Origin of the sequence: Streptomyces violascens (assembly GCF_014649955.1) — a bacterium.
Lineage (GTDB): Bacteria > Actinomycetota > Actinomycetes > Streptomycetales > Streptomycetaceae > Streptomyces > Streptomyces violascens.
The window spans coordinates 42,205-61,880 of sequence record NZ_BMUA01000037.1 but is presented as its reverse complement, the minus strand read 5'-3'; the positions used below and the strand labels follow the sequence as shown (position 1 = coordinate 61,880).

Below are 19,676 nucleotides of genomic sequence, written 5' to 3'. Positions count from 1 at the left end.
GAGCCCTAACATGTGGGGCGGGTGGGACTCGAACCCACGGCCGACGGATTATGAGTCCGCTGCTCTAACCGGCTGAGCTACCGCCCCTAACGGCGCGTCGCGCACATTTGTGCGCGCCGTCTGCCGCAGCATAGCCGCTCATACGATCTCCTGCCTCGGATGGTCGGCTTCGCACGCCCATGAGGACTTCGAGGGGATCCCAGCGGTTCCACGGGATACGAAAAAGGACCCCGAAGGGTCCGATTCCGCTGCTCTCCCGACTGGACTCGAACCAGTAACCTGCCGGTTAACAGCCGGCTGCTCTGCCAATTGAGCTACAGGAGATCGAGCTCCCCCGACTGGACTCGAACCAGTAACCTGCCGGTTAACAGCCGGCTGCTCTGCCAATTGAGCTACAGGGGAATGCCTCGTTGCGTCGAACGTACCTACCTGGGGTGGTCCCGGGCGGCGTGCGTTCGCTGCGACACATACATTAGCGCAAGCAGGGGGGTGCTCCGCCAATCGGTTCCGCCCCGGGTGATCACGGGGCTGCGCGGGTAGGCGCGGCACACACGCTAGGGAAGGGTGACCGCCATGCGATACCGGCTCACGTTCGCCGCCGGACTGGCTCTCGGATACGTGCTCGGAACCCGGGCAGGGCGCGAGCGTTACGAGCAGTTGAAGAAGTCCGCACGCCAGGTGGCGCAGAACCCCGCAGTGCGGAACACCGCCGAGTCGGCCGCGCAGACCTCGCGCGAGGCCGCGGGCAAGGCCTTCCACGCCGTGAGCGACAAGCTCGGGGACAAGATGCCCGCCTCCGTCGCCGACCGGGTGCGCTCCCTGCGCGAACGCGGCCCGGGCGCCGAGGACGACTGGGGCACCAGCAACACCTGACCCACGGGCACCCACAGGCACGCCCCCCGCGTCCTGCGACACCGTTGTCCCGGCCACCCTCGTCCCAGGAGCCCCGCGCGTGCGGCAGAATCTCCAACCATGGGGATAGTCGCCGGGCTGGACAGCTCTTCCGCCTTCACTCGCATCGTCGTCTGCGACACGGACACGGGTGCCGTGCTGCGGCAGGGGTACGCCCCGCACCCGGTCGAACCGAAGGCGACCGAGGTCGATCCACAGGCCTGGCTTCTCTCGCTCGGCGAGGCCGCGACCGGCGGGCTCCTCGAAGGAGTGCAGGCCATCGGTGTCGCGGCCCAGCAGCACGGGCTCGTAGCGCTGGACGCCCAGGGCAATCTCGTACGCGCCGCGCTGACCGGGAACGACAAGCGGGCGCAGGTCGCCGCCGCCGATCTCATCGACGGGCTCGGCAGCCGCGAGGCGTGGGCGAAGGCCGTCGGGTGTGTGCCGCAGGCCGCTCAGGCCGTGGCGAAGCTGCGGTGGCTTGCGCGGACCGAGCCGGACGCCGCCCAGCGCACCGCGGGTGTACTCCAGGCGCACGACTGGCTGGTGTGGCAGTTGCTGGGCCGGCCCGCGCGGCGCACCACCGACCGCGGCGCCGCCTCCGGCACCGGCTACTGGTCGGCCGCCACCGGCTTCTACCGCCCCGATCTGATCGAGCTCGCGCTCGGCCACCAGGTGGCGCTGCCCGAGGTGCTCGGGCCGTCCGACGCGGCCGGCACCACCCCCGAGGGCCTGCTGATCTCCGCCGGTACGGGCGAGACGATGGCGGCCGCCTTCGGGCTCGGCGTCGGCGCGGGCGACGCGGTGGTCTCGCTCGGCGCGTCGGGCTCGGTCATGGCCGTGCATCACGAGGCGCTGGCCGACCCGAGCGGGATGATTACGTCCTTCGCCGACGCCACCGGGATGCATCTGCCGGTCGTGCATACGAGCAATGCCGTGCGGACCCTGCGCGGTACGGCGGAGATGCTCGGCGTCGAGGATCTCGCCGAACTCAGCGCGCTGGCCCTCAAGTCCACCCCCGGCGCCTGCGGTCTCGTCCTGCTGCCGTATCTCGAAGGCGAGCGCACGCCCCGGCTTCCGCATGCCGCCGGCACCCTGTCCGGGCTGCGGCGCGAGTCGATGAAGCCCGAGCACCTGGCCCGGGCCGCCTTCGAGGGGATGCTCTGCTCCCTTGCCGACGCCCTGGACGTGCTGCGGATGCGCGGGGTCGACGTCCGGCGGGTCTTCCTGCTGGGCGCCGCTGCCGAACTGCCCGCCGTGCAGGCGGCCGCGCCGGCCATTTTCGGCACCCAGGTCGTCGTGCCCCAGCCCGCCGAGTACGCGGCGCTCGGCGCGGCGCGGCAGGCGGCCTGGGCTCTCGGCGTCTCGCAGGGCACCCTCGCCCCGCACACCCCGCCGGCCTGGCAGGGCGCGGCCGCGCAGATCTTCGAGCCCGGCGAGGAACTGGCGACGGGGCAGGCGGTGCGTCAGCAGTACATCGCGACGCGTGACGAGATCCACCCGGGTGCCTTCGGCCAGGGTGCTTGACGCGGAGGGGCCTACGCTCTTTGCTATTCCTTTTGACTTCACCCCGATAATCGCTTGAGCTTCCAGGGGTGGAGTGTCGCAAGATGGGGGGTCGAACCCCCCGATCTTGCCGACCGGAGAGCCTGCGCGTGCTCATACGACTCCTGCGGTCCCACCTGGGGCCGTACAAGAAACCGATAGCCCTGCTGGTCCTGCTGCAACTGCTGCAGACCAGCGCCACCCTTTATCTGCCCACCCTCAACGCGAACATCATTGACAACGGTGTCGTGAACGGGGACACGGGTTACATCCTGGGACACGGCGGCATCATGATCGCCGTCAGCCTCGTCCAGGTGTTCTGCAACATCGGTGCCGTCTTCTACGGTGCCCGGACCGCGGCGGCCCTCGGGCGCGACGTCCGGGCCGCCGTCTTCGCGCGGGTGCAGTCCTTCTCGGCCCGCGAGGTCGGCCACTTCGGGGCGCCGTCCCTGATCACCCGCACCACCAATGACGTCCAGCAGGTCCAGATGCTGGTGCTCATGGCGTTCACCCTGATGGTCTCCGCGCCGATCATGTGCGTCGGCGGCATCATCATGGCGCTCGGCCAGGACGTTCCGCTCTCGGCGGTGCTGCTCGCGGTCGTCCCCGTCCTCGGCATCGCGGTCTCACTGATCGTGCGCAAAATGCGGCCGCTGTTCCGCACCATGCAGACCCGCCTCGACACGGTGAACCGCGTGCTGCGCGAGCAGATCACCGGCAACCGCGTGATCCGGGCCTTCGTACGCGACGAGTACGAGCAGGAGCGCTTCAAGGGCGCCAACACCGAGCTCACCGACGTCTCCCTGTCCACCGGCCGCCTGATGGCGCTGATGTTCCCGACCGTCATGACCGTCGTGAACGTCTCCTCGGTCGCGGTCGTCTGGTTCGGCGCGCACCGCATCGACAGCGGCGACATGCAGATCGGCCAGCTCACCGCGTTCCTGGCGTACCTCATGCAGATCGTGATGGCCGTCATGATGGCCACCTTCATGTTCATGATGGTGCCGCGCGCCGAGGTCTGTGCCGAGCGCATCGAGGAGGTCCTCGGGACCGACACCAGCGTGGTGCCGCCCAAGAGCCCGGTGCTCGAACTGCGCCGGCACGGCCATCTCGAAGTGCGAGGCGCCGACTTCAAGTACCCCGGCGCGGAGGCCGCCGTGCTGCGGGGCGTCGAGCTGACGGCCCGGCCCGGCGAGACCACGGCGATCATCGGCTCGACCGGCAGCGGCAAGTCGACACTGCTCGGGCTCGTGCCGCGGCTCATGGACGCGACCGACGGCCAGGTGCTCGTCGACGGCGAGGACGTGCGCACCCTCGACCCGGTCCTGCTCGCCAAGACCGTCTCCCTCGTGCCCCAGAAGCCGTACCTGTTCAGCGGGACCGTGGCCACCAATCTGCGCTACGGCAACCCCGACGCGAGCGACGAAGAACTCTGGCACGCGCTCGAAGTGGCCCAGGCCAAGGAGTTCGTCAGCAAGCTGGAGGGCGGGCTCGACGCACCGATCGCGCAGGGCGGCACGAACGTGTCCGGCGGTCAGCGCCAACGGCTCGCCATCGCGCGCACCCTGGTGCAGCGCCCGGAGATCTACCTCTTCGATGACTCCTTCTCGGCGCTCGACTACGCCACCGACGCGGCGCTGCGCTCCGCGCTCGGCCGCGAGACCGCCGAGGCCACGGTCGTGATCGTCGCCCAGCGGGTCTCCACCATCCGGGACGCCGACCGGATCATCGTCCTCGACGAGGGACGGGTCGTCGGGACCGGCCGCCATCACGAGCTGATGGCCGACAACGAGACATACCGGGAGATCGTGCTCTCCCAGCTGACGGAGGCTGAGGCGGCATGAGCGGGCCCGGTGGACGCATGATGATGGGCGGCGGCCCCGATCAGCGGTCCCTGAACTTCAAGGAATCCGGAAAACGGCTGGTCAAACGGCTGGCGCCGGAGAAGGCCATCCTGAGCGTGATGCTGCTCGCGGTCGTGGTCAGCGTCGGCCTCTCGGTGGTCGGACCGAAGATCCTCGGCCGGGCGACCGACCTCGTCTTCGCCGGTGTGGTCGGCCCGCGGTTCCCGGACGGCATGAGCAAGGCGCAGGCCCTTCAGGCGCTGCGGAACAAGGGCCAGGGCGGCCTGGCGGACATGCTCTCGGGCGTGGACTTCACCCCGGGCGGCAGCATCGACTTCGGTGCGGTCGGCAACGTCCTGGTCATGGCTCTCGCGGTGTACGTGGGCGCCGGGCTCATGATGCTGGTGGCGACCCGGCTCGCCAACCGGGCCATCAACAAGACCGTGTTCCGGCTGCGCGAGGACATCCAGACGAAGCTGTCGCGGCTTCCGCTGTCGTACTTCGACAAGGCCAAGCGCGGCGAGGTGCTCAGCCGCGCGACCAATGACATCGACAACATCTCGCAGACGATGCAGCAGACGATGGGCCAGCTCATCAACTCGCTGCTCACCATCGTCGGCGTCCTGGTGATGATGTTCTGGATCTCGCCGCTGCTCGCCCTGGTGGCGCTGATCACAGTGCCTCTGTCGGTGGTCGTGGCGACGAAGGTCGGCAAGCGGTCGCAGCCGCAGTTCGTCCAGCAGTGGAAGTCGACCGGCAAGCTGAACGCGCACATCGAGGAGATGTACACCGGGCACGCTCTGGTGAAGGTGTTCGGCCGCCAGCAGGAGTCGGCGGACGCGTTCGCCGAGCAGAACGACGCGCTGTACGAGGCGTCGTTCAAGGCACAGTTCAACAGCGGCGTCATGCAGCCCCTGATGATGTTCGTGTCCAACCTGAACTACGTCCTGGTGGCGGTCGTCGGCGGGCTGCGGGTCGCGACGGGCTCGCTGTCCATCGGTGACGTGCAGGCGTTCATCCAGTACTCGCGGCAGTTCTCGATGCCGCTGACCCAGGTCGCCTCCATGGCGAACCTGGTGCAGTCCGGGGTCGCCTCGGCCGAGCGGATCTTCGAGCTGCTGGACGCCGAGGAGCAGGCCCCCGACACGGCCTCGCCGGAGCGCCCCGAGGTGCTGCGCGGCGCGGTCGCGCTGGAGAACGTGTCCTTCCGGTACGAGCCGGAGAAGCCCCTCATCGAGGACCTCTCGCTGACGGTGGAGCCCGGGCACACGGTCGCCATCGTCGGCCCGACGGGCGCCGGAAAGACCACGCTGGTCAACCTGCTCATGCGGTTCTACGAGGTCACCGGCGGCCGCATCACCCTGGACGGGGTCGACGCGGCGAAGATGACCCGCGAGGAACTGCGCTCCGGGATCGGCATGGTGCTCCAGGACACCTGGCTGTTCGGCGGCTCCATCGCCGACAACATCGCGTACGGCGCTCCCAAGGAGGTCACGCGCGAGGAGATCGAGGAGGCCGCGAAGGCCGCGCACGCGGACCGGTTCATCCGCACCCTGCCCGAGGGCTACGACACGGTCATCGACGACGAGGGCACCGGGGTCAGCGCGGGCGAGAAGCAGCTCATCACCATCGCGCGGGCGTTCCTGTCCGACCCGGTGATCCTGGTCCTCGACGAGGCGACGAGCTCGGTCGACACCCGTACCGAGGTGCTGATCCAGAAGGCGATGGCGCGGCTCGCCCACGGGCGCACGTCGTTCGTCATCGCGCACCGGCTCTCCACGATCCGGGATGCGGACGTGATTTTGGTGATGGAGAACGGCTCGATCGTCGAACAGGGCACGCACGACGAGCTGCTGGCGGCGGAGGGCGCGTACGCGCGGCTGTACGCGGCCCAGTTCGCCCAGGCGGTGGCGGAGGTCGACTGACCTCGGCGTTCCCTCGCACGGTGCCCACCCGCCCCGCCCAGGCGCCCTGGGCGGGGCCTAGTCCAAGTACCCCCGCAGCTGGTCCGCGAAGGCGTGATCGCGGAGTTTGTTCAGCGTCTTCGACTCGATCTGCCGGATCCGCTCGCGCGTCACGCCGAAGATCCGCCCTATCTCCTCCAGCGTGCGCGGCCGACCGTCGGCGAGCCCGTACCGCAGCTGGACCACCTTGCGCTCGCGCTCGCCGAGCGTGGAGAGCACGGCCTCCAGATGCTCGCGGAGCAGCAGGAACGCGGCGGATTCGACGGGGGACGCGGCGTCGCCGTCCTCGATGAGGTCGCCGAGCGCGACGTCGTCCTCCTCCCCCACCGGCGCATGCAGCGAGACCGGTTCCTGGGCGAGGCGCAGCACTTCGCCGACCCGCTCCGGGGTCAGATCGAGGTGGGCGGCGACCTCCTCCGGAGTCGGCTCGTAGCCGCGTTCCTGGAGCATCCGGCGCTGGACGCGCACCACGCGGTTGATGAGCTCGACGACATGGACCGGGACGCGGATGGTGCGGGCCTGGTCGGCGAGCGCCCGCGACATTGCCTGGCGGATCCACCAGGTCGCGTACGTGGAGAACTTGTAGCCGCGCGCGTAGTCGAACTTCTCGACCGCCCTGATCAGTCCGAGGTTTCCCTCCTGGACGAGGTCGAGCATGGTGAGCCCTCGGCCCACGTACCGCTTGGCGACGGAGACCACCAGACGCAGGTTCGCCTCGATGAGACGGCGTTTCGCCATCCGGCCCATGACGACCAACTTGTCCAGATCCACGGCGAGTTGGGAGTCCGGGTCGGGGGTGCCCGCCAGCTTCTCCTCGGCGAACAGGCCGGCTTCCACGCGCCGGGCGAGCTCGACCTCCTCGGCCGCGGTGAGGAGCGGGATGCGGCCGATCTCGCGCAGGTACTGGCGGAAGAGATCGGAGGACGGGCCGCCGGTATCCACCCTGCCCGGCTGCGGGTCGGGGGGTTCGGGCGCCTCTTCCTCGGCGGCCTGTCCGGGCGCGGGGCCGGTCTCCGGGCCGGCCGGATCCGCCTCCGGGTGGTGTACGGCCCGGGACTGCGGCGGTACGGCCGTGACGACGTCGTTGTCGGTCAGGGTCTGGGTCTGCACGGGGGCGACCTCCAGGGTGATCGCTGCCGGATCGGGGGCGTGCGGCAGCGGGACGGGGGCGGCCGAGCCGCTTTCCGTCCCGTACACGATGAGCGGATCCGCGGGGGTGAGGTGCCCACCCCCGAGGGTGGGCCGGCCGCGCTCCGAGGACTCAGGCACCGCAACCCAGTGTGGGGTACGACACACGGTCGCCGCGACGGGCGTGCGGTGACTTTTTGAAGCCGGTGCGTGACCGGGTGGTTACCCGGACGGATACGCCGCCGCGGGCGCGCCCACGCGTCCTGCGGACCGCGAACGTCCAGCCGGATGCCGGTAGTTGGGACGAAAGCCTTCTCCTGGACGCGTACCCAGGACGGCCGCGGTTAAGGGCGGCCGGGGTTCAAAAGGGTGCCGACAGGACTCAAAGGGCCGCCGCGCCCTTGTTGCGCAGGGCCTGGCCGTACTGCTGGAGGACCCACAACTCGTTCTGGACGGCGGCCAGTTGGGCCGGATCGCCGTTCTGGCCCAGGCGCGCCAGGGTGCCCTGGATGTCCAGGAGGCGGCGGTCGACGGCCCGGCGGCGGACCGCCACCAGCTGCTCGCCCGCGTACGCCTCGTCGACCGTGCGGGCGTGGATGGCCTCCACGGCGAGCTCGGTGACCAGGGCGCGCACCACGTCGTTGGGCGCGGAGTCCATGACGGCCGGGAGGTAGTCGGAGGGCGCGTCGGTGGCGCCGCCCGCCTCCTGGATGCACTGGCGGACCGCCGCGTAGGGCGGCGCGGTGAACTCGTCGATGCCGTACGCGTCGAACGCCGGGGAGACCAGGTGCGGGTGCTGCAACGCCAGCTTGAGGAGCTCGCGTTCGGTGCGGTGGGCCGGGCTGCGCAGGTTCAGGGCGGGGCCCGGGGCGGCGGCCCGGGGGGCGGCGGTCTCGTACTGCTGGCGGCGGTGCTGTGCGGGCGCGGGGCCCTTGCCGCCGCGGTCGCGGGCCCAGCGGGCGAGCTGGGCGACGCGCTTCACGACGAACTGGGTGTCCAGGATGCCGAGGATTCCGGCGAGTTGGACGGCGACCTCGTGCTGGGACGCGACGTTCTTGATGCGGGCGACGATGGGGGCCGCCTCGTCGAGGGCCGCGGCCCGGCCCGCCGGGGTCTCCAGGTCGTAGCGCCCCACGATCTGGCGGATCGCGAACTCGAAGAGCGGGGTGCGGGGCTGGACCAGGTCCGCGACCGCCTCGTCGCCCTTGAGGAGCCGCAGGTCGCACGGGTCCATGTTGTCGGGGGCGATCGCGATGTACGTCTCGGCGGCGAACTTCTGGTCGTCCTCGAAGGCGCGCAGGGCCGCCTTCTGGCCGGCCGCGTCGCCATCGAAGGTGAAGATCACGCGGGCCGAGCCGTTGTCCATGAGGAGGCGGCGCAGGATCTTGATGTGGTCGCCGCCGAACGCCGTGCCACAGGTGGCGATGGCGGTCGTGACGCCGGCCAGGTGGCAGGCCATGACGTCGGTGTAACCCTCGACGACCACCGCGCGGCTGGACTTGGCGATGTCCTTCTTGGCCAGGTCGATCCCGTACAGGACCTGGGACTTCTTGTAGATCGGGGTCTCGGGGGTGTTCAGGTACTTCGGCCCGTTGTCGTCGTCGCGCAGCTTGCGGGCGCCGAAGCCGACGACCTCTCCGGACACGTCCCGGATCGGCCACATCAGGCGGCCGCGGAAGCGGTCGATGGGGTTGCGGCGGCTCTCCTGGGCGAGGCCCGACGTCAGGAGCTCCTTGTCGCTGAAGCCCTTGCCGCGCAGGAAACGCGTCAGATGGTCCCAGCCCGCCGGGCTGTAGCCGACGCCGAAGTGGGCGGCCGCGGCCTGGTCGAAGCCGCGCTCGGCAAGGAACTTGCGGCCGATCTCCGCCTCGGGGCTGCCGAGCTGCTCGATGTAGAACTGGGCGGCCGCCTGGTGCGCCTCGACCAGGCGGATGCGCTCGCCGCGCTGGTGCGAGGGGTTGTAGCCGCCCTCTTCGTAGCGCAGCGTGATGCCGGCCTTGGCGGCGAGCCGCTCGACCGCCTCGGAGAACGACAGGTGGTCGATCTTCCGGATGAAGGCGATCGTGTCGCCGCCTTCCTGGCAGCCGAAGCAGTGGAAGAGACCCTTGCTCGGGCTGACCTGGAAGGACGGGGACTTCTCGTCGTGGAAGGGGCACAGACCCTTGAGGTTGCCTCCCCCGGCGTTCCTCAGCTGGAGGTACTCGGACACGACGGCGTCGATCGGGACCGCGTCCCGTACCGCCTTCACGTCGTCATCGTTGATCCTGCCTGCCACGCATGAAGTCTACGGGGACGGTAGGACACTCAGGGTGCGAGGGAGCCGAGGGCTACGGCCGGATCGGCCAGCGCCTCGGTGTCCACCTGGGCCCCGCCCCGGATCAGGGCCTGGATCGGCTCTGTGACATCCCACACGTTCACGTTCATCCCGGCCAGGACCCGGCGCTCCTTGAGCCAGAACGCGATGAACTCGCGCTTGCCCGTGTCCCCCCGGATCACCACCTGGTCGTACGAGCCCGGCGGCGCCCACCCCGAGTATTCGAGCCCGAGGTCGTACTGGTCGGAGAAGAAGTACGGGACGCGGTCGTAGCTGACGTCCTGGTCCAGCTTCGCGCGGGCCGCGGCCGGGCCGCCGTTCAGCGCGTTCGCCCAGTGCTCGACGCGCAGCCGGGTGCCGAGCAGCGGGTGGTGGACGGCGGCCACGTCGCCCGCCGCGAAGATGTCCGGATCCGAGGTGCGCAGCGAGGCGTCCACCGCGATGCCGCCGCCGTGCGCCCGGTCCGCCATGGCCAGGCCCGCGTTCTCGGCGAGCGAGGTGCGCGGGGCGGCGCCGATCGCGGCGAGCACGTCGTGCGCCGGGTGTTCCTCGCCGTCGTCGGTGCGGGCGGCGAGCACCATGCCGTCCTGGCCGACGATCTCGGTGAGGCGGACGCCGAAGTGGAAGCGGACGCCGTGCTCGGCGTGCAGATCGGCGAAGAGCTGGCCGAGCTCGGGGCCGATCACGTTGTGCAGCGGCGTCGCCTCGGGCTCGACGACGGTGACCTCGGCGCCGTACCCGCGGGCGGCGGCCGCGACCTCCAGGCCGATCCAGCCGGCGCCCGAGATGACGAGGTGGCCGTTGTCGCGGCCGAGCGCCTTCAGGACGTGCTTCAGCCGCTCGGAGTGGGCGAGGCGGCGCAGGTGGTGGACGCCCGCCAGGTCGGTGCCGGGGATGTCCAGACGGCGCGGCTCGGCGCCGGTGGCGAGCAGCAGCCGGTCGTACTGGATCACGGTGCCGTCGCCGAGCCGGACCGTCTTCGCGCCGCGGTCGATGGTGGTGACGATCTGGCCCAGGTGCAGCTCGATGTCGTTCTGCGCGTACCAGGCGGGCTCGTGCACGAAGACGCTGTCGCGCTCCTCCTTGCCGGCCAGGAACCCCTTGGACAGGGGCGGCCGTTCGTAGGGGTGCTCGCGCTCGTCGCCGATGAGGATCACCCGCCCGTTGAAACCCTCGGACCGGAGGGTCTCGGCGGCTTTCGCCCCCGCGAGACCGCCTCCGACAATGACGAACGTCCGATCTGCGTCGACCACTTGATGCCTCCTCGGTGCTTGCTGCGCGGCGCCACCACCTGCGAGCGTCCCGCACGGAGCGTGATGGGGGAAGAGGGCTTGCTCCGTTGGGACGCGGCGGCGGCTGGGATTACCGGTGGTGCACGGTGAGTCTGGAGTGAAGCGAACGGGCCGCCGCGTCGGTGAGCGAGGCGATCTGGTCGACGATCACCCGCTTCTTCGTACGGTCGTCGCCCGCCTCGTCGTACAGCGCCCGGAACTGCGGGTCGAGCCCGTCGGAGGGGGCCCGGGCGGTCAGCGCCTCGGCGAGCTCGGCAAGGACGACGCGCTGGTCGGCGCGGAGCCGCTCCTGCTCGTCGCGCTGCATGACGTAGCGGTCGGCCACCGCCTTCAGGACGGCGCATTCGTTGCGGGCCTCGCGCGGCACGACCAGCTCCGCGCCGTACCGCATGAGGTGCCCGGTGCCGAACGCGGCGCGCGTCGCGCTCTCGGCGGCCAGGCAGAACCGGCCGATGAGCTGGCTGGTGGCGTCCTTGAGGCGGGCCTGGGAGACCGCCGTGCCGTCGTAGCCGTGCGGCCACCAGTCCTGCTCGATGAGCCGCTCCAGAGCCTCGGCCAGCTCCTGCGGATCGGTGTCTGCGGGCACGTACCGGCCGATCGCGACGCGCCAGATGTCGGCCCGCTCGGCCTCGGAGAAGAGCGCGCCCGGGTCGATGTGGCCCGCGTGCAGACCGTCCTCGAAGTCGTGGACCGAGTACGCCACGTCGTCCGACCAGTCCATCACCTGGGCCTCGAAGCACTTGCGGTACGGCGTGGCGCCCTCCCTGACCCAGGCGAAGACCGGCAGGTCGTCCTCGTACACGCCGAACTTCACCGAGGCCGGGTCGGTGGGGTGACCGCCGCGCGCCCAGGGGTACTTGGTGGCCGCGTCCAGGGCGGCCCGGGTGAGGTTGAGGCCGACGCTGACCGGCTCGCCCGTCACCGAGGAGCGTACGAAGCGCTTCGGTTCGAGCCGGGTCAGCAGGCGCAGCGACTGGGCGTTGCCCTCGAAGCCGCCGATGTCCTTCGCGAAGTCGTTCAGCGCCTGCTCGCCGTTGTGGCCGAACGGCGGATGGCCCATGTCGTGGGCGAGACAGGCGGCTTCGACGAGGTCCGGGTCGCAGCCCAGCGCCGCGCCCAGCTCACGGCCCACCTGGGCACACTCCAGGGAGTGCGTGAGCCGGGTGCGCGGGCTGGCGTCCCAGACCTGGCTCCGCGAGCCCGGCGTGACGACCTGCGTCTTGCCGGACAGGCGGCGCAGCGCTCCCGAGTGCAGCACGCGCGCCCGGTCGCGCTGGAAGGCGGTGCGGCCGGGCCGCTTGTCGGGCTCGGCGGCCCAGCGTTCGGTGTCGGCCTCGGCATAGAACTCCATGCACCGACAGTAAACGGAGTCACTGACAAGTGGGCTCAAGGGGGCGTCGAGGCTCGCCATGTGCGAACACGGTGGAGACCTGTTCGGAGCGGGTCTCGCCTCAGGCGGAGGCGAGGGCGGACGCGCGCGTGGGGGCGGGTGCAAAGGCGCCCAGGGGAGCGGGTCCGGCATCACGCGCCGTCGCCGGCGTGCGCGCCAACACCTCTTCGTAGCGGTGCAGTACGAGCCTGGCCATGGCCGGATGCGCACCCATGGGGGCGGCCGCGATCCACGGCGCCTTTGCCGCGCTTTCGGCCGCGAAACGTCCCGGAGCGGTGAAGTACGAGGCGATTGCGACCCGGTGCCTGCCGCGCGCGGCGAGAGCGCGCAGCGCCTCGGGCACGGTGGGCGAGGCGGCCGACGCGTAGGCGGGCAGAACGGGCACCCCGCCGAGGCGCTCGCTCAGCAGCATCGCGGTGCGGCGGGTGTCCGCGGCCGAGTCGGGGTCCCGCGATCCGGCGGCGGCGAGCACGACCCCGGTGCCGCGCACGGTACGGGCGTCGAGGTGCCAGCCCGCTTCGACGAGCCGCCCGTACAGCGCCTCGACGAGCAGCGGATGCGGGCCGAGCGGGGCCGCGACGCGGGCGCTCAGGTGCCGGCCCGCCGTGGCGAGGGCGTGCGGAATGTCGTGCTTGACGTGATGGCCGCGGCCGAGCAGCAGCGGCACGACGACGGCCTCTCCCTCCAGGCCGGCCAGGGTGTCGGGCAGCAGCGGGTGGTTCAGCTCGATGTGGCCGAGCCGGACGTCGAGGCCCGGCCGCAGCTCCCGGACCCGTTCCAACAGGGCGCCGGCCGTCCGCAGCGCGCCGGAATCGCGGCTGCCGTGCGCGACGGCGACGAGGGCGGGGCGGGCGGCGGGGGGCATGGGGGTGCGGGTTCCGTTCAGTCGTACGTGGCTGAGCTGGCTGCCCAGTTGGGCCGTGATGCGGGTGAGGAGCTGCGCGGTGCTGTCGAGCGGAAGGAGCCGGCCCGGCAGCGGGGTGGGGGGCCGGCCATGCTGCGAGAAGTGGCCGTGCGGAAAGAGGTGGCTCGTCTCCGGCTCCGTCATGCACCGATCCTGCCGGGCGCACGTTGCCGGGTCGTTGCGCGGCGGTGACGGGTGTTTTCCATGGCCTCACGGGGGCAGCGGGGGCGGGGTGCGGCGAGGTGCTCGGGCTCCGGGCCCCGGCGGGACACCCGCGAGAGGCAGGGTGATGTCACAGAGCTGTACGGAGCGCGCCCGGCGGCGAACCGGTTCCGCGCCCGGGACGTCCATCCCCTCGTACACCGACGAAGATCAACCGACGAAGATCACCAGTACGCAGCTCTCCAGGGGGACCACGTGCCGCGCATCCGACTGAAGCGACCGCGTCTGCCGAGCACCCGCGCGGGCCGGCGCCGCCTCGTGCAGGGCGTCGTCGCCGCGTGCGTGCTCGGGCTCGCGCCCGCCACCTGGGTGTACGCGACCACGAGCGACCGCATCGGCACGGTGGCCGACGCCCCGGCGTCCGGGGTCGCCGTGGTGTTCGGGGCCGGGCTGTGGGACGGCAGGCCCTCGCCGTACCTCGCCCACCGCCTCGACGCGGCCGTGGAGTTGTACCGGGCGGGCAAGGTGAAGGCGGTCCTGGTCACCGGCGACAACGGCCGGCCCACCTATGACGAGCCCGACGCGATGCGCGGCTATCTCGTCCAGCACGGGGTGCCGGACAAGAGCGTGGTCAGCGACTTCGCGGGGTTCGACACCTGGGATTCGTGCGTACGGGCCAAGAAGATCTTCGGGGTCGACCGGGCCGTCCTGGTCAGCCAGGGCTTCCACATCCGGCGCGCGGTGGCGCTGTGCGAGGCCGCGGGCGTGCGGTCCTACGGCGTCGGCGTGGACGCCGTGCACGATGCGACCTGGTACTACGGTGGCACCCGCGAGGTGTTCGCCGCGGGCAAGGCCGTCCTCGACGTGGTGTTCCAGCCGGACCCGACGTTCCTCGGCCCCAGGGAGCCGGGCGTCGCCAGGGCGCTCGCGGGCTGACGGCCCCCTCACCACCACCCCCCGGCCGGAGTGAGCCCCCCGCCCCGGCGGTGTAACCCGCGCACGGGCCCAGGCGTAACACGCCGGTCGCAGCCTGGAGGGCATGCTCACAAATGCGCCCGTGCCCGCCGCCGTCACCCCCACGCACTGCCCGTACTGCTCGCTCCAGTGCGGCATGGGGCTGCGGGCCGCGGCCGGGGCGGACGGCGGGCTCGATGTCGTCGCGCGGGACTTTCCCGTGAACCGGGGCGCGCTGTGCGGCAAGGGGAGTTCCGCGCCCGCGCTGCTCTCCCGGGGCCTGAGGCTGACCGAGCCGCTCGTCCGGCGCCCGGGGACCGGCCTGCTCGAACCGGCCACCTGGGAGGAGGCCCTGGAGCTCGTGGCCGAGCGGCTCGGCTCCGTCCGCCAGGGGTACGGGGCCGACGCGGTCGGGGTGTTCGGCGGCGGCGGGCTGACGAACGAGAAGGCGTACGCGCTGGGGAAGTTCGCGCGGGTCGTGCTCGGCACGTCGCAGATCGACTACAACGGGCGGTTCTGCATGTCGTCGGCGGCGGCCGCGCACCAGCGGGCGTTCGGCGTCGACCGGGGGCTGCCGTTCCCGCTGGAGGACGTGGCGCGGACCGGATGCGTGATCCTGGCGGGGTCGAACCTGGCCGAAACGATGCCTCCCGCGGTGCGCTATCTGCGCGAACTGCGGGAGAACGGCGGCACGTTGATTGTCATCGACCCGCGCCGCACGAAGACCGCCGAGCAGGCCGATCTGCACCTCGCGCCCCGTCCCGGCACCGACCTCGCCCTCGCCCTCGGCCTGCTCCACCTGGTGGTGGCCCAGGGGCGCGCCGACGAGGAGTTCATACGGGAGCGCACATCGGGGTGGGAGGCGGCGCGGGCCGCCGTGATGGCGCACTGGCCCGAGCTCGTGGAGAGGACAACCGGCGTTCCCGTACCCCAACTCCGCGACGCCGTCGCCCTGTTCTGCGACGCGCAGGAGGCGATGGTGCTGACCGCGCGCGGCGCCGAGCAGCACGCCAAGGGCACCGACACGGTCGGCGCGTGGATCAACTTCTGTCTCGCGACGGGCCGGGCGGGCCGCCCGCTGTCCGGATACGGCTGCCTCACCGGCCAGGGCAACGGCCAGGGCGGCCGCGAACACGGCCAGAAGGCCGACCAGTTGCCCGGCTACCGCAAGCTCGCCGACCCCGCGGCGCGCGCCCATGTCGCCGGGGTGTGGGGCGTCGAGCCGGACTCACTGCCGGGGCCGGGGCGCAGCGCGTACGAGCTGCTCGACGCGTTGGGCGGCGACGTGAAGGCGCTGCTCGTGATGGGGTCGAACCCGGTGGTCTCGGCGCCGCGCGCGGCGCACATCGAGGGCAGGCTGCGGGCGCTGGACTTCCTCGCGGTCGCGGACGTGGTCCTTTCCGAGACCGCCGAGCTCGCGGACGTGGTGCTTCCGGTGACGCAGTGGGCGGAGGAGACCGGCACCATGACCAATCTGGAGGGCCGGGTGCTGCTGCGGCGGGCCGCGCTCCCCCCTCCGGAGCACGTACGCAGCGATCTGGAAGTCCTCAACTCCCTTGCCGAGCTGCTCGGTTCGGAGTCGGCGGCCAAGGGGTTTCCGGTCGACCCCGAGGAGGTGTTCGAGGAGCTGCGGCTCGCCTCGGCGGGCGGCGCCGCGGACTATTCGGGCATCAGCTATGCCCGGATCGAGGCCGAGGACGGGGTGTTCTGGCCGTGCCCAGAGGAGGGACATCCGGGGACGCCCAGGCTGTTCCTCGACCGGTTCGCGACCGAGGACGGGCGGGCGCGTTTCGTGGAGGTCGCCCACCGCGAGCCGGACGAGGAGACCGACGCGGACTACCCGGTGGTGCTCACGACGGGCCGGGTGCTCGCCCAGTACCAGTCGGGCGCGCAGACCCGGCGGGTGGCGGAGCTCAACGCGGCCGCGCCCGGCGCGTACGTCGAGATGCATCCGCTGCTCGCCGGCCGGATCGGGGTGGGCGACGGCGACGCGGTGACGGTGACCTCGCGGCGCGGCCGGGCCACCGCCCCGGCCCGGGTGACCGGCGCGATCCGTTCGGACACCGTGTTCATGCCGTTCCACTGGGCGGGCGAGGGCCGGGCCAACAACCTGACGAACCCGGCGCTCGACCCGGTCTCGAAGATGCCCGAGTTCAAGGCGTGCGCGGTACGGGTGGAACGGGCCGGGCCGGCCGTGTGAGCCAGTCGCCGCCGGGGATCGGGGTGCCGCCCGCGATCAGCTCGCGGGCCAGGCGGGGCGCGGCGAGGTAGGTCCACGCCCGTACGGGCCGCCCGCTCACCAGCGCCTCGCGCACCAGGCGGTCGTAGAGGTTGCGGGGGTGGCCGGGGCCGACGTACTCCTCCAACTCGTCGAGCGCGGCGAGGAGTTCGGGGTGGTCGGCGGGCGCGACCTCGATGAGGGTGCCGGTGATGGTGCCGTCCCCGGCTATGGCGTACGGGTAGCCGGGGCCGTCGTACAGGACGGCGCCGCTGAGCAGCGCCGGGCGCTCGGAGACCGTACGGCCCTGCAGGAAGCGCCGGTAGTAGCGCTCGCCGGGGCGGAGCGTGCCGTACACGAAGAAGGGGAGCGGCGGCTCGGCGGCGGGGGTCACCGGGCGGCCGCCTCGGCCGTGATCCAGGACAGGTACGCCGGACTGCCGGCCACCACCGGGGTCGCGATGATCTCCGGGGTCTCGTAGTCGTGGGCGGCCAGGAGGTGGCGTTCGAGCTCGGGGTAGCGGGCGGCCGTGGCCTTGAAGAGGACCTGCCATTCCTGCGTCGTCTCGATGCCGCCCGCCCAGTGGTAGACGGAGGTCAGGGGGCCCACGATCTGCGCGCAGGCGGCGAGGCGGGCCTCCACCGCGCCGCGGGCGAGCGCCGCCGCCTTGTCGGCGCTGTCGGTCGTGGTCTGCGCGATCACGGCCTGCACGGTCGTGCTCTGTACGGTCAGCCGATCGGCCGATGTCACGGCGTCCTCCCTCGGTGGTGCGGCCGGGTCCGGCCGGGATGGCAAGAGTCGTCCGGCAGGGTCCTACGTCCCGAACCCGCCGGCCGGTGCGGAGCGTACGCACGGCTGTTACGTGTTGTCCCGGTTTCCGTGATGATCCGCTCCTAGTGTCGATGGGCGGGCCGGAGTCCCGGCCGTCTTCCCTACCCCGCCACCCCACCATGATCCAGACCTTCCGGATTCTCCGCGCCGCCGCCATCGCGGGCATCGCCGCCTTCGGCGTCGCCGCGGTGGTGCTGGCCATTTCCGGCTGCGGTTCGCGCTCCGGTCTGACGGAGGGCGCGCAGGCCTCCGCGGTCGCCCTCCAGCCGAGTCCCCAGGAGCTGTGGCCCGCCTGGTACGAGAGCGAGACGCGGCGCGACGGCGCGACGGCGTCCGGCCCGGGGGAACCGCCCGTTCCGCTTCCCGCGTCGCTGAAGGTGCCGAAGGAGGGGCTGCGCGGCATGGACCCGATGGCGATCCTGAAGGCCGACCCGCGCGCCAAGCCCCTCGTCCGGCTGCCCATGATCGACCGCCCGGGACAGGCGGGCATCCGCCCGCCGGTCCTCCACGACCTGACCGGCCAGGACGACTCGCCCGAACTGATCATCGCGGCGGATCTGGAGACCCGGCGCACGGTCGTCATCGTCTACTCGGTCCGCGACGGCCGGGTCGTCCCCGTCCTCTACACCGTCGGCACCCGCCTCGCGGTGGAGGCCGTCGGCACCGATCTGGTGACGCGGGGCGCCGCGGACGACGGCGCCGAGCAGGCGGTCCGCTACCGCTGGGACGGGGCCCGTCTCTCCCCCGTGAGCGACGTCAAGACGTACAGGGACATCGCCCCGAAGGGCCGGGACACGAAGAACGCCACGGACGACCCGGAGACCCCGGAGACTCCCGGGCCGCGCGAGACCCCGGGACCCGCGAAGACGGGCGGGGCGGCGAAGACGTGGACGAGCGGCTCGCTCACCGGGCAGGGCGTCTCGTGATGCGCGCCGTGCGGCGCCGGTGCCGCGCCCTGCTCGCCCGCACCCGCCGCCTGCCCCAGGGCCTGAGCCTGCGCTGGAAGATCGCCGCACTCCTCGCGGCGGGCTGCGCCCTGGTGGCCGTCACCATCGGTCTGCTCATCCACCAGTCGCGCGCCGCGCAGATCGCCTCGACGGCCCGCGAGTCGGCGACCGCGCAGCTCATCCGCGTACGGCAGCTGTACGAGCTGACCGGCCGGGTCGACCAAGGCGACACCGAGGCCGCGCTCGACCACCCGGACCTGCCCGAACCGCTGCGGAAGTCCGCCCACGACGGAAAGCGGAGCACCTTCCTGGACCTGGACGGGCCGCACCCGGCGGTGTGGGCCGCCCGGCCGGTGGGCGACCGGGTGCTCTCGGTGCGGCTGCCCCTGGATACCAGGGTGGACGAACTCCAGGAACTGGACGGCCAGTTGGTGGCCTGGGGTGCGGTCGTGGTCGGGCTCGCGGCACTCGGCGGCGCCGGGCTCGCCAGCAGGCTGAGCCGTGAGCTGCGTACGGCCGCGGCGACCGCGCGCCGGATCAGCCGGGGCGAACTCGACGCCCGGATCGGCCAGTCGGCGCCGGTCGGCCGCCAGGACGAGGTGGCCGAACTGGCCTGCGCCGTCGACACGATGGCCGCGTCGCTGCAGCGCCGCCTGGAGGCCGAGCAGCGCTTCACCGCGGACGTGGCGCACGAGCTGCGCACCCCGCTGACCGGGCTGCACACGGCTGCCGAACTGCTGCCCCCGAGCCGCCCGACCGAGCTGGTACGCGACCGGGTCTCGGCCCTGCGCACGCTGACCGAGGACCTCCTGGAGGTCGCCCGGCTCGACGCGAACGCGGAGAAACCCCACCTGGAGGTGCTCCCGCTCGACCGCACCGTGGAGGGCATCCTCCAACGGTGCGGCCTGGCCGTGGAGTTGGCGCAGCCGGAGCGCGCTCTCGCGACCGGCCCCGGCCGCGCGGACACGCTCGTACGCACCGATGCGCGCCGCCTGGAGCGGATCGTCGCGAACCTGATCGCCAATGCCCGGCGGCACGGCGCCGAGCCGGTCGAGGTGACGGTGGACGGCACCTCGGTCAGCGTGCGCGACCACGGGCCCGGCTTCCCCGAACGCCTCCTGAAGGACGGCCCCCAGCGCTTCGTGACCGGCGCCGAGGAACGCGGCCAGGGCACAGGCCTCGGCCTCACCATCGCCCTGGGCCAGGCCCAGGTCATCGGCGCACAGGTGGCCCTGCGGAACGCGGAGGACGGGGGCGCGGTGGCGGTGGTTACGCTGCCGGGAGGGTGAGGC

General features: G+C 72.0%; 15 protein-coding genes and 3 tRNA genes. 8 read left to right on the top strand and 10 right to left on the bottom strand.

Annotated features, from left to right (window positions below; translation table 11 throughout):
- Positions 1-13: 13 nt before the first annotated feature.
- The 3 genes from IE206_RS38155 to IE206_RS38145 form a co-directional block, all read right to left on the bottom strand.
- Positions 14-87: transfer RNA gene (locus IE206_RS38155), tRNA-Ile, on the bottom strand.
- A gap of 164 nt (positions 88-251) precedes the next feature.
- Positions 252-324, bottom strand: a tRNA-Asn gene (locus IE206_RS38150).
- Between the two features lie 5 nt (positions 325-329).
- Positions 330-402, bottom strand: a tRNA-Asn gene (locus IE206_RS38145).
- A gap of 171 nt (positions 403-573) precedes the next feature.
- Here IE206_RS38145 and IE206_RS38140 point away from each other — a divergent pair.
- The 4 genes from IE206_RS38140 (at position 574) to IE206_RS38125 (ending at position 6,205) form a co-directional block, all read left to right on the top strand.
- Complete coding sequence (locus IE206_RS38140) at positions 574-873, top strand: YtxH domain-containing protein (RefSeq protein ID WP_189970656.1); 300 nt, start codon at positions 574-576, stop codon at positions 871-873.
- Between the two features lie 99 nt (positions 874-972).
- Entirely contained in the window at positions 973-2,418 is a 1,446-nt protein-coding gene (locus IE206_RS38135; RefSeq protein WP_189970641.1) for an FGGY family carbohydrate kinase, read from the top strand.
- Positions 2,419-2,546: 128 nt separating this feature from the next.
- A complete protein-coding gene (locus tag IE206_RS38130) occupies positions 2,547-4,280 on the top strand; it encodes an ABC transporter ATP-binding protein (RefSeq protein ID WP_189970639.1) in 1,734 nt (577 codons plus the stop codon).
- Positions 4,277-6,205: an ABC transporter ATP-binding protein gene (locus tag IE206_RS38125; RefSeq protein WP_189970637.1), complete on the top strand. Its 1,929-nt coding sequence runs from the start codon at positions 4,277-4,279 to the stop codon at positions 6,203-6,205. The genes IE206_RS38130 and IE206_RS38125 overlap by 4 nt, the downstream gene beginning before the upstream one ends.
- Before the next feature lie 57 nt (positions 6,206-6,262).
- Here the strand turns inward: IE206_RS38125 and IE206_RS38120 are convergent, their stop codons facing one another.
- From IE206_RS38120 to IE206_RS38100, 5 genes are all read right to left on the bottom strand, one after another.
- A complete protein-coding gene (locus tag IE206_RS38120; protein ID WP_189970635.1) occupies positions 6,263-7,513 on the bottom strand; it encodes a sigma-70 family RNA polymerase sigma factor in 1,251 nt (416 codons plus the stop codon).
- A 241-nt stretch (positions 7,514-7,754) separates the two neighbouring features.
- A complete protein-coding gene (dnaG, locus tag IE206_RS38115) occupies positions 7,755-9,647 on the bottom strand; it encodes a DNA primase (RefSeq protein ID WP_189970633.1) in 1,893 nt (630 codons plus the stop codon).
- A gap of 29 nt (positions 9,648-9,676) precedes the next feature.
- Positions 9,677-10,939: an NAD(P)/FAD-dependent oxidoreductase gene (locus IE206_RS38110; RefSeq protein ID WP_189970631.1), complete on the bottom strand. Its 1,263-nt coding sequence runs from the start codon at positions 10,937-10,939 to the stop codon at positions 9,677-9,679.
- A 109-nt stretch (positions 10,940-11,048) separates the two neighbouring features.
- Complete coding sequence (locus IE206_RS38105; RefSeq protein ID WP_189970629.1) at positions 11,049-12,329, bottom strand: deoxyguanosinetriphosphate triphosphohydrolase; 1,281 nt, start codon at positions 12,327-12,329, stop codon at positions 11,049-11,051.
- Positions 12,330-12,429: 100 nt separating this feature from the next.
- Complete coding sequence (locus IE206_RS38100) at positions 12,430-13,416, bottom strand: sirohydrochlorin chelatase (protein ID WP_189970627.1); 987 nt, start codon at positions 13,414-13,416, stop codon at positions 12,430-12,432.
- Between the two features lie 273 nt (positions 13,417-13,689).
- Here IE206_RS38100 and IE206_RS38095 point away from each other — a divergent pair, with 273 nt between their 5' ends.
- On the top strand, positions 13,690-14,370 hold the full coding sequence (locus IE206_RS38095) for a SanA/YdcF family protein (RefSeq protein WP_189970625.1): 681 nt from the start codon (positions 13,690-13,692) through the stop codon (positions 14,368-14,370).
- Positions 14,371-14,473: 103 nt separating this feature from the next.
- Positions 14,474-16,588, top strand: coding sequence for a molybdopterin oxidoreductase family protein (locus tag IE206_RS38090; RefSeq protein WP_189970623.1), 2,115 nt, complete (start codon positions 14,474-14,476; stop codon positions 16,586-16,588).
- On the opposite strand, the gene IE206_RS38085 is transcribed toward IE206_RS38090, so the two are convergent.
- Together IE206_RS38085 and cutA are read right to left on the bottom strand one after the other, a co-directional pair.
- On the bottom strand, positions 16,542-17,000 hold the full coding sequence (locus IE206_RS38085) for a gamma-glutamylcyclotransferase family protein (protein ID WP_189970621.1): 459 nt from the start codon (positions 16,998-17,000) through the stop codon (positions 16,542-16,544). The two genes, IE206_RS38090 and IE206_RS38085, sit on opposite strands and share 47 nt — an antisense overlap.
- Positions 16,997-17,356, bottom strand: a complete 360-nt coding sequence (gene cutA / locus IE206_RS38080) for a divalent-cation tolerance protein CutA (RefSeq protein ID WP_226598807.1) — start codon at positions 17,354-17,356, stop codon at positions 16,997-16,999. The genes IE206_RS38085 and cutA overlap by 4 nt, the downstream gene beginning before the upstream one ends.
- Before the next feature lie 200 nt (positions 17,357-17,556).
- On the opposite strand from cutA, the gene IE206_RS38075 reads away from it, so the two are divergent.
- Together IE206_RS38075 and IE206_RS38070 are read left to right on the top strand one after the other, a co-directional pair.
- Entirely contained in the window at positions 17,557-18,363 is an 807-nt protein-coding gene (locus IE206_RS38075; protein ID WP_189970619.1) for a hypothetical protein, read from the top strand.
- Positions 18,363-19,673 (top strand): sensor histidine kinase, encoded by a 1,311-nt coding sequence (locus IE206_RS38070; RefSeq protein ID WP_189970617.1) that lies wholly within the window; start codon positions 18,363-18,365, stop codon positions 19,671-19,673. Before IE206_RS38075 ends, IE206_RS38070 begins: the two co-directional genes overlap by 1 nt.
- Positions 19,674-19,676: the final 3 nt, after the last annotated feature.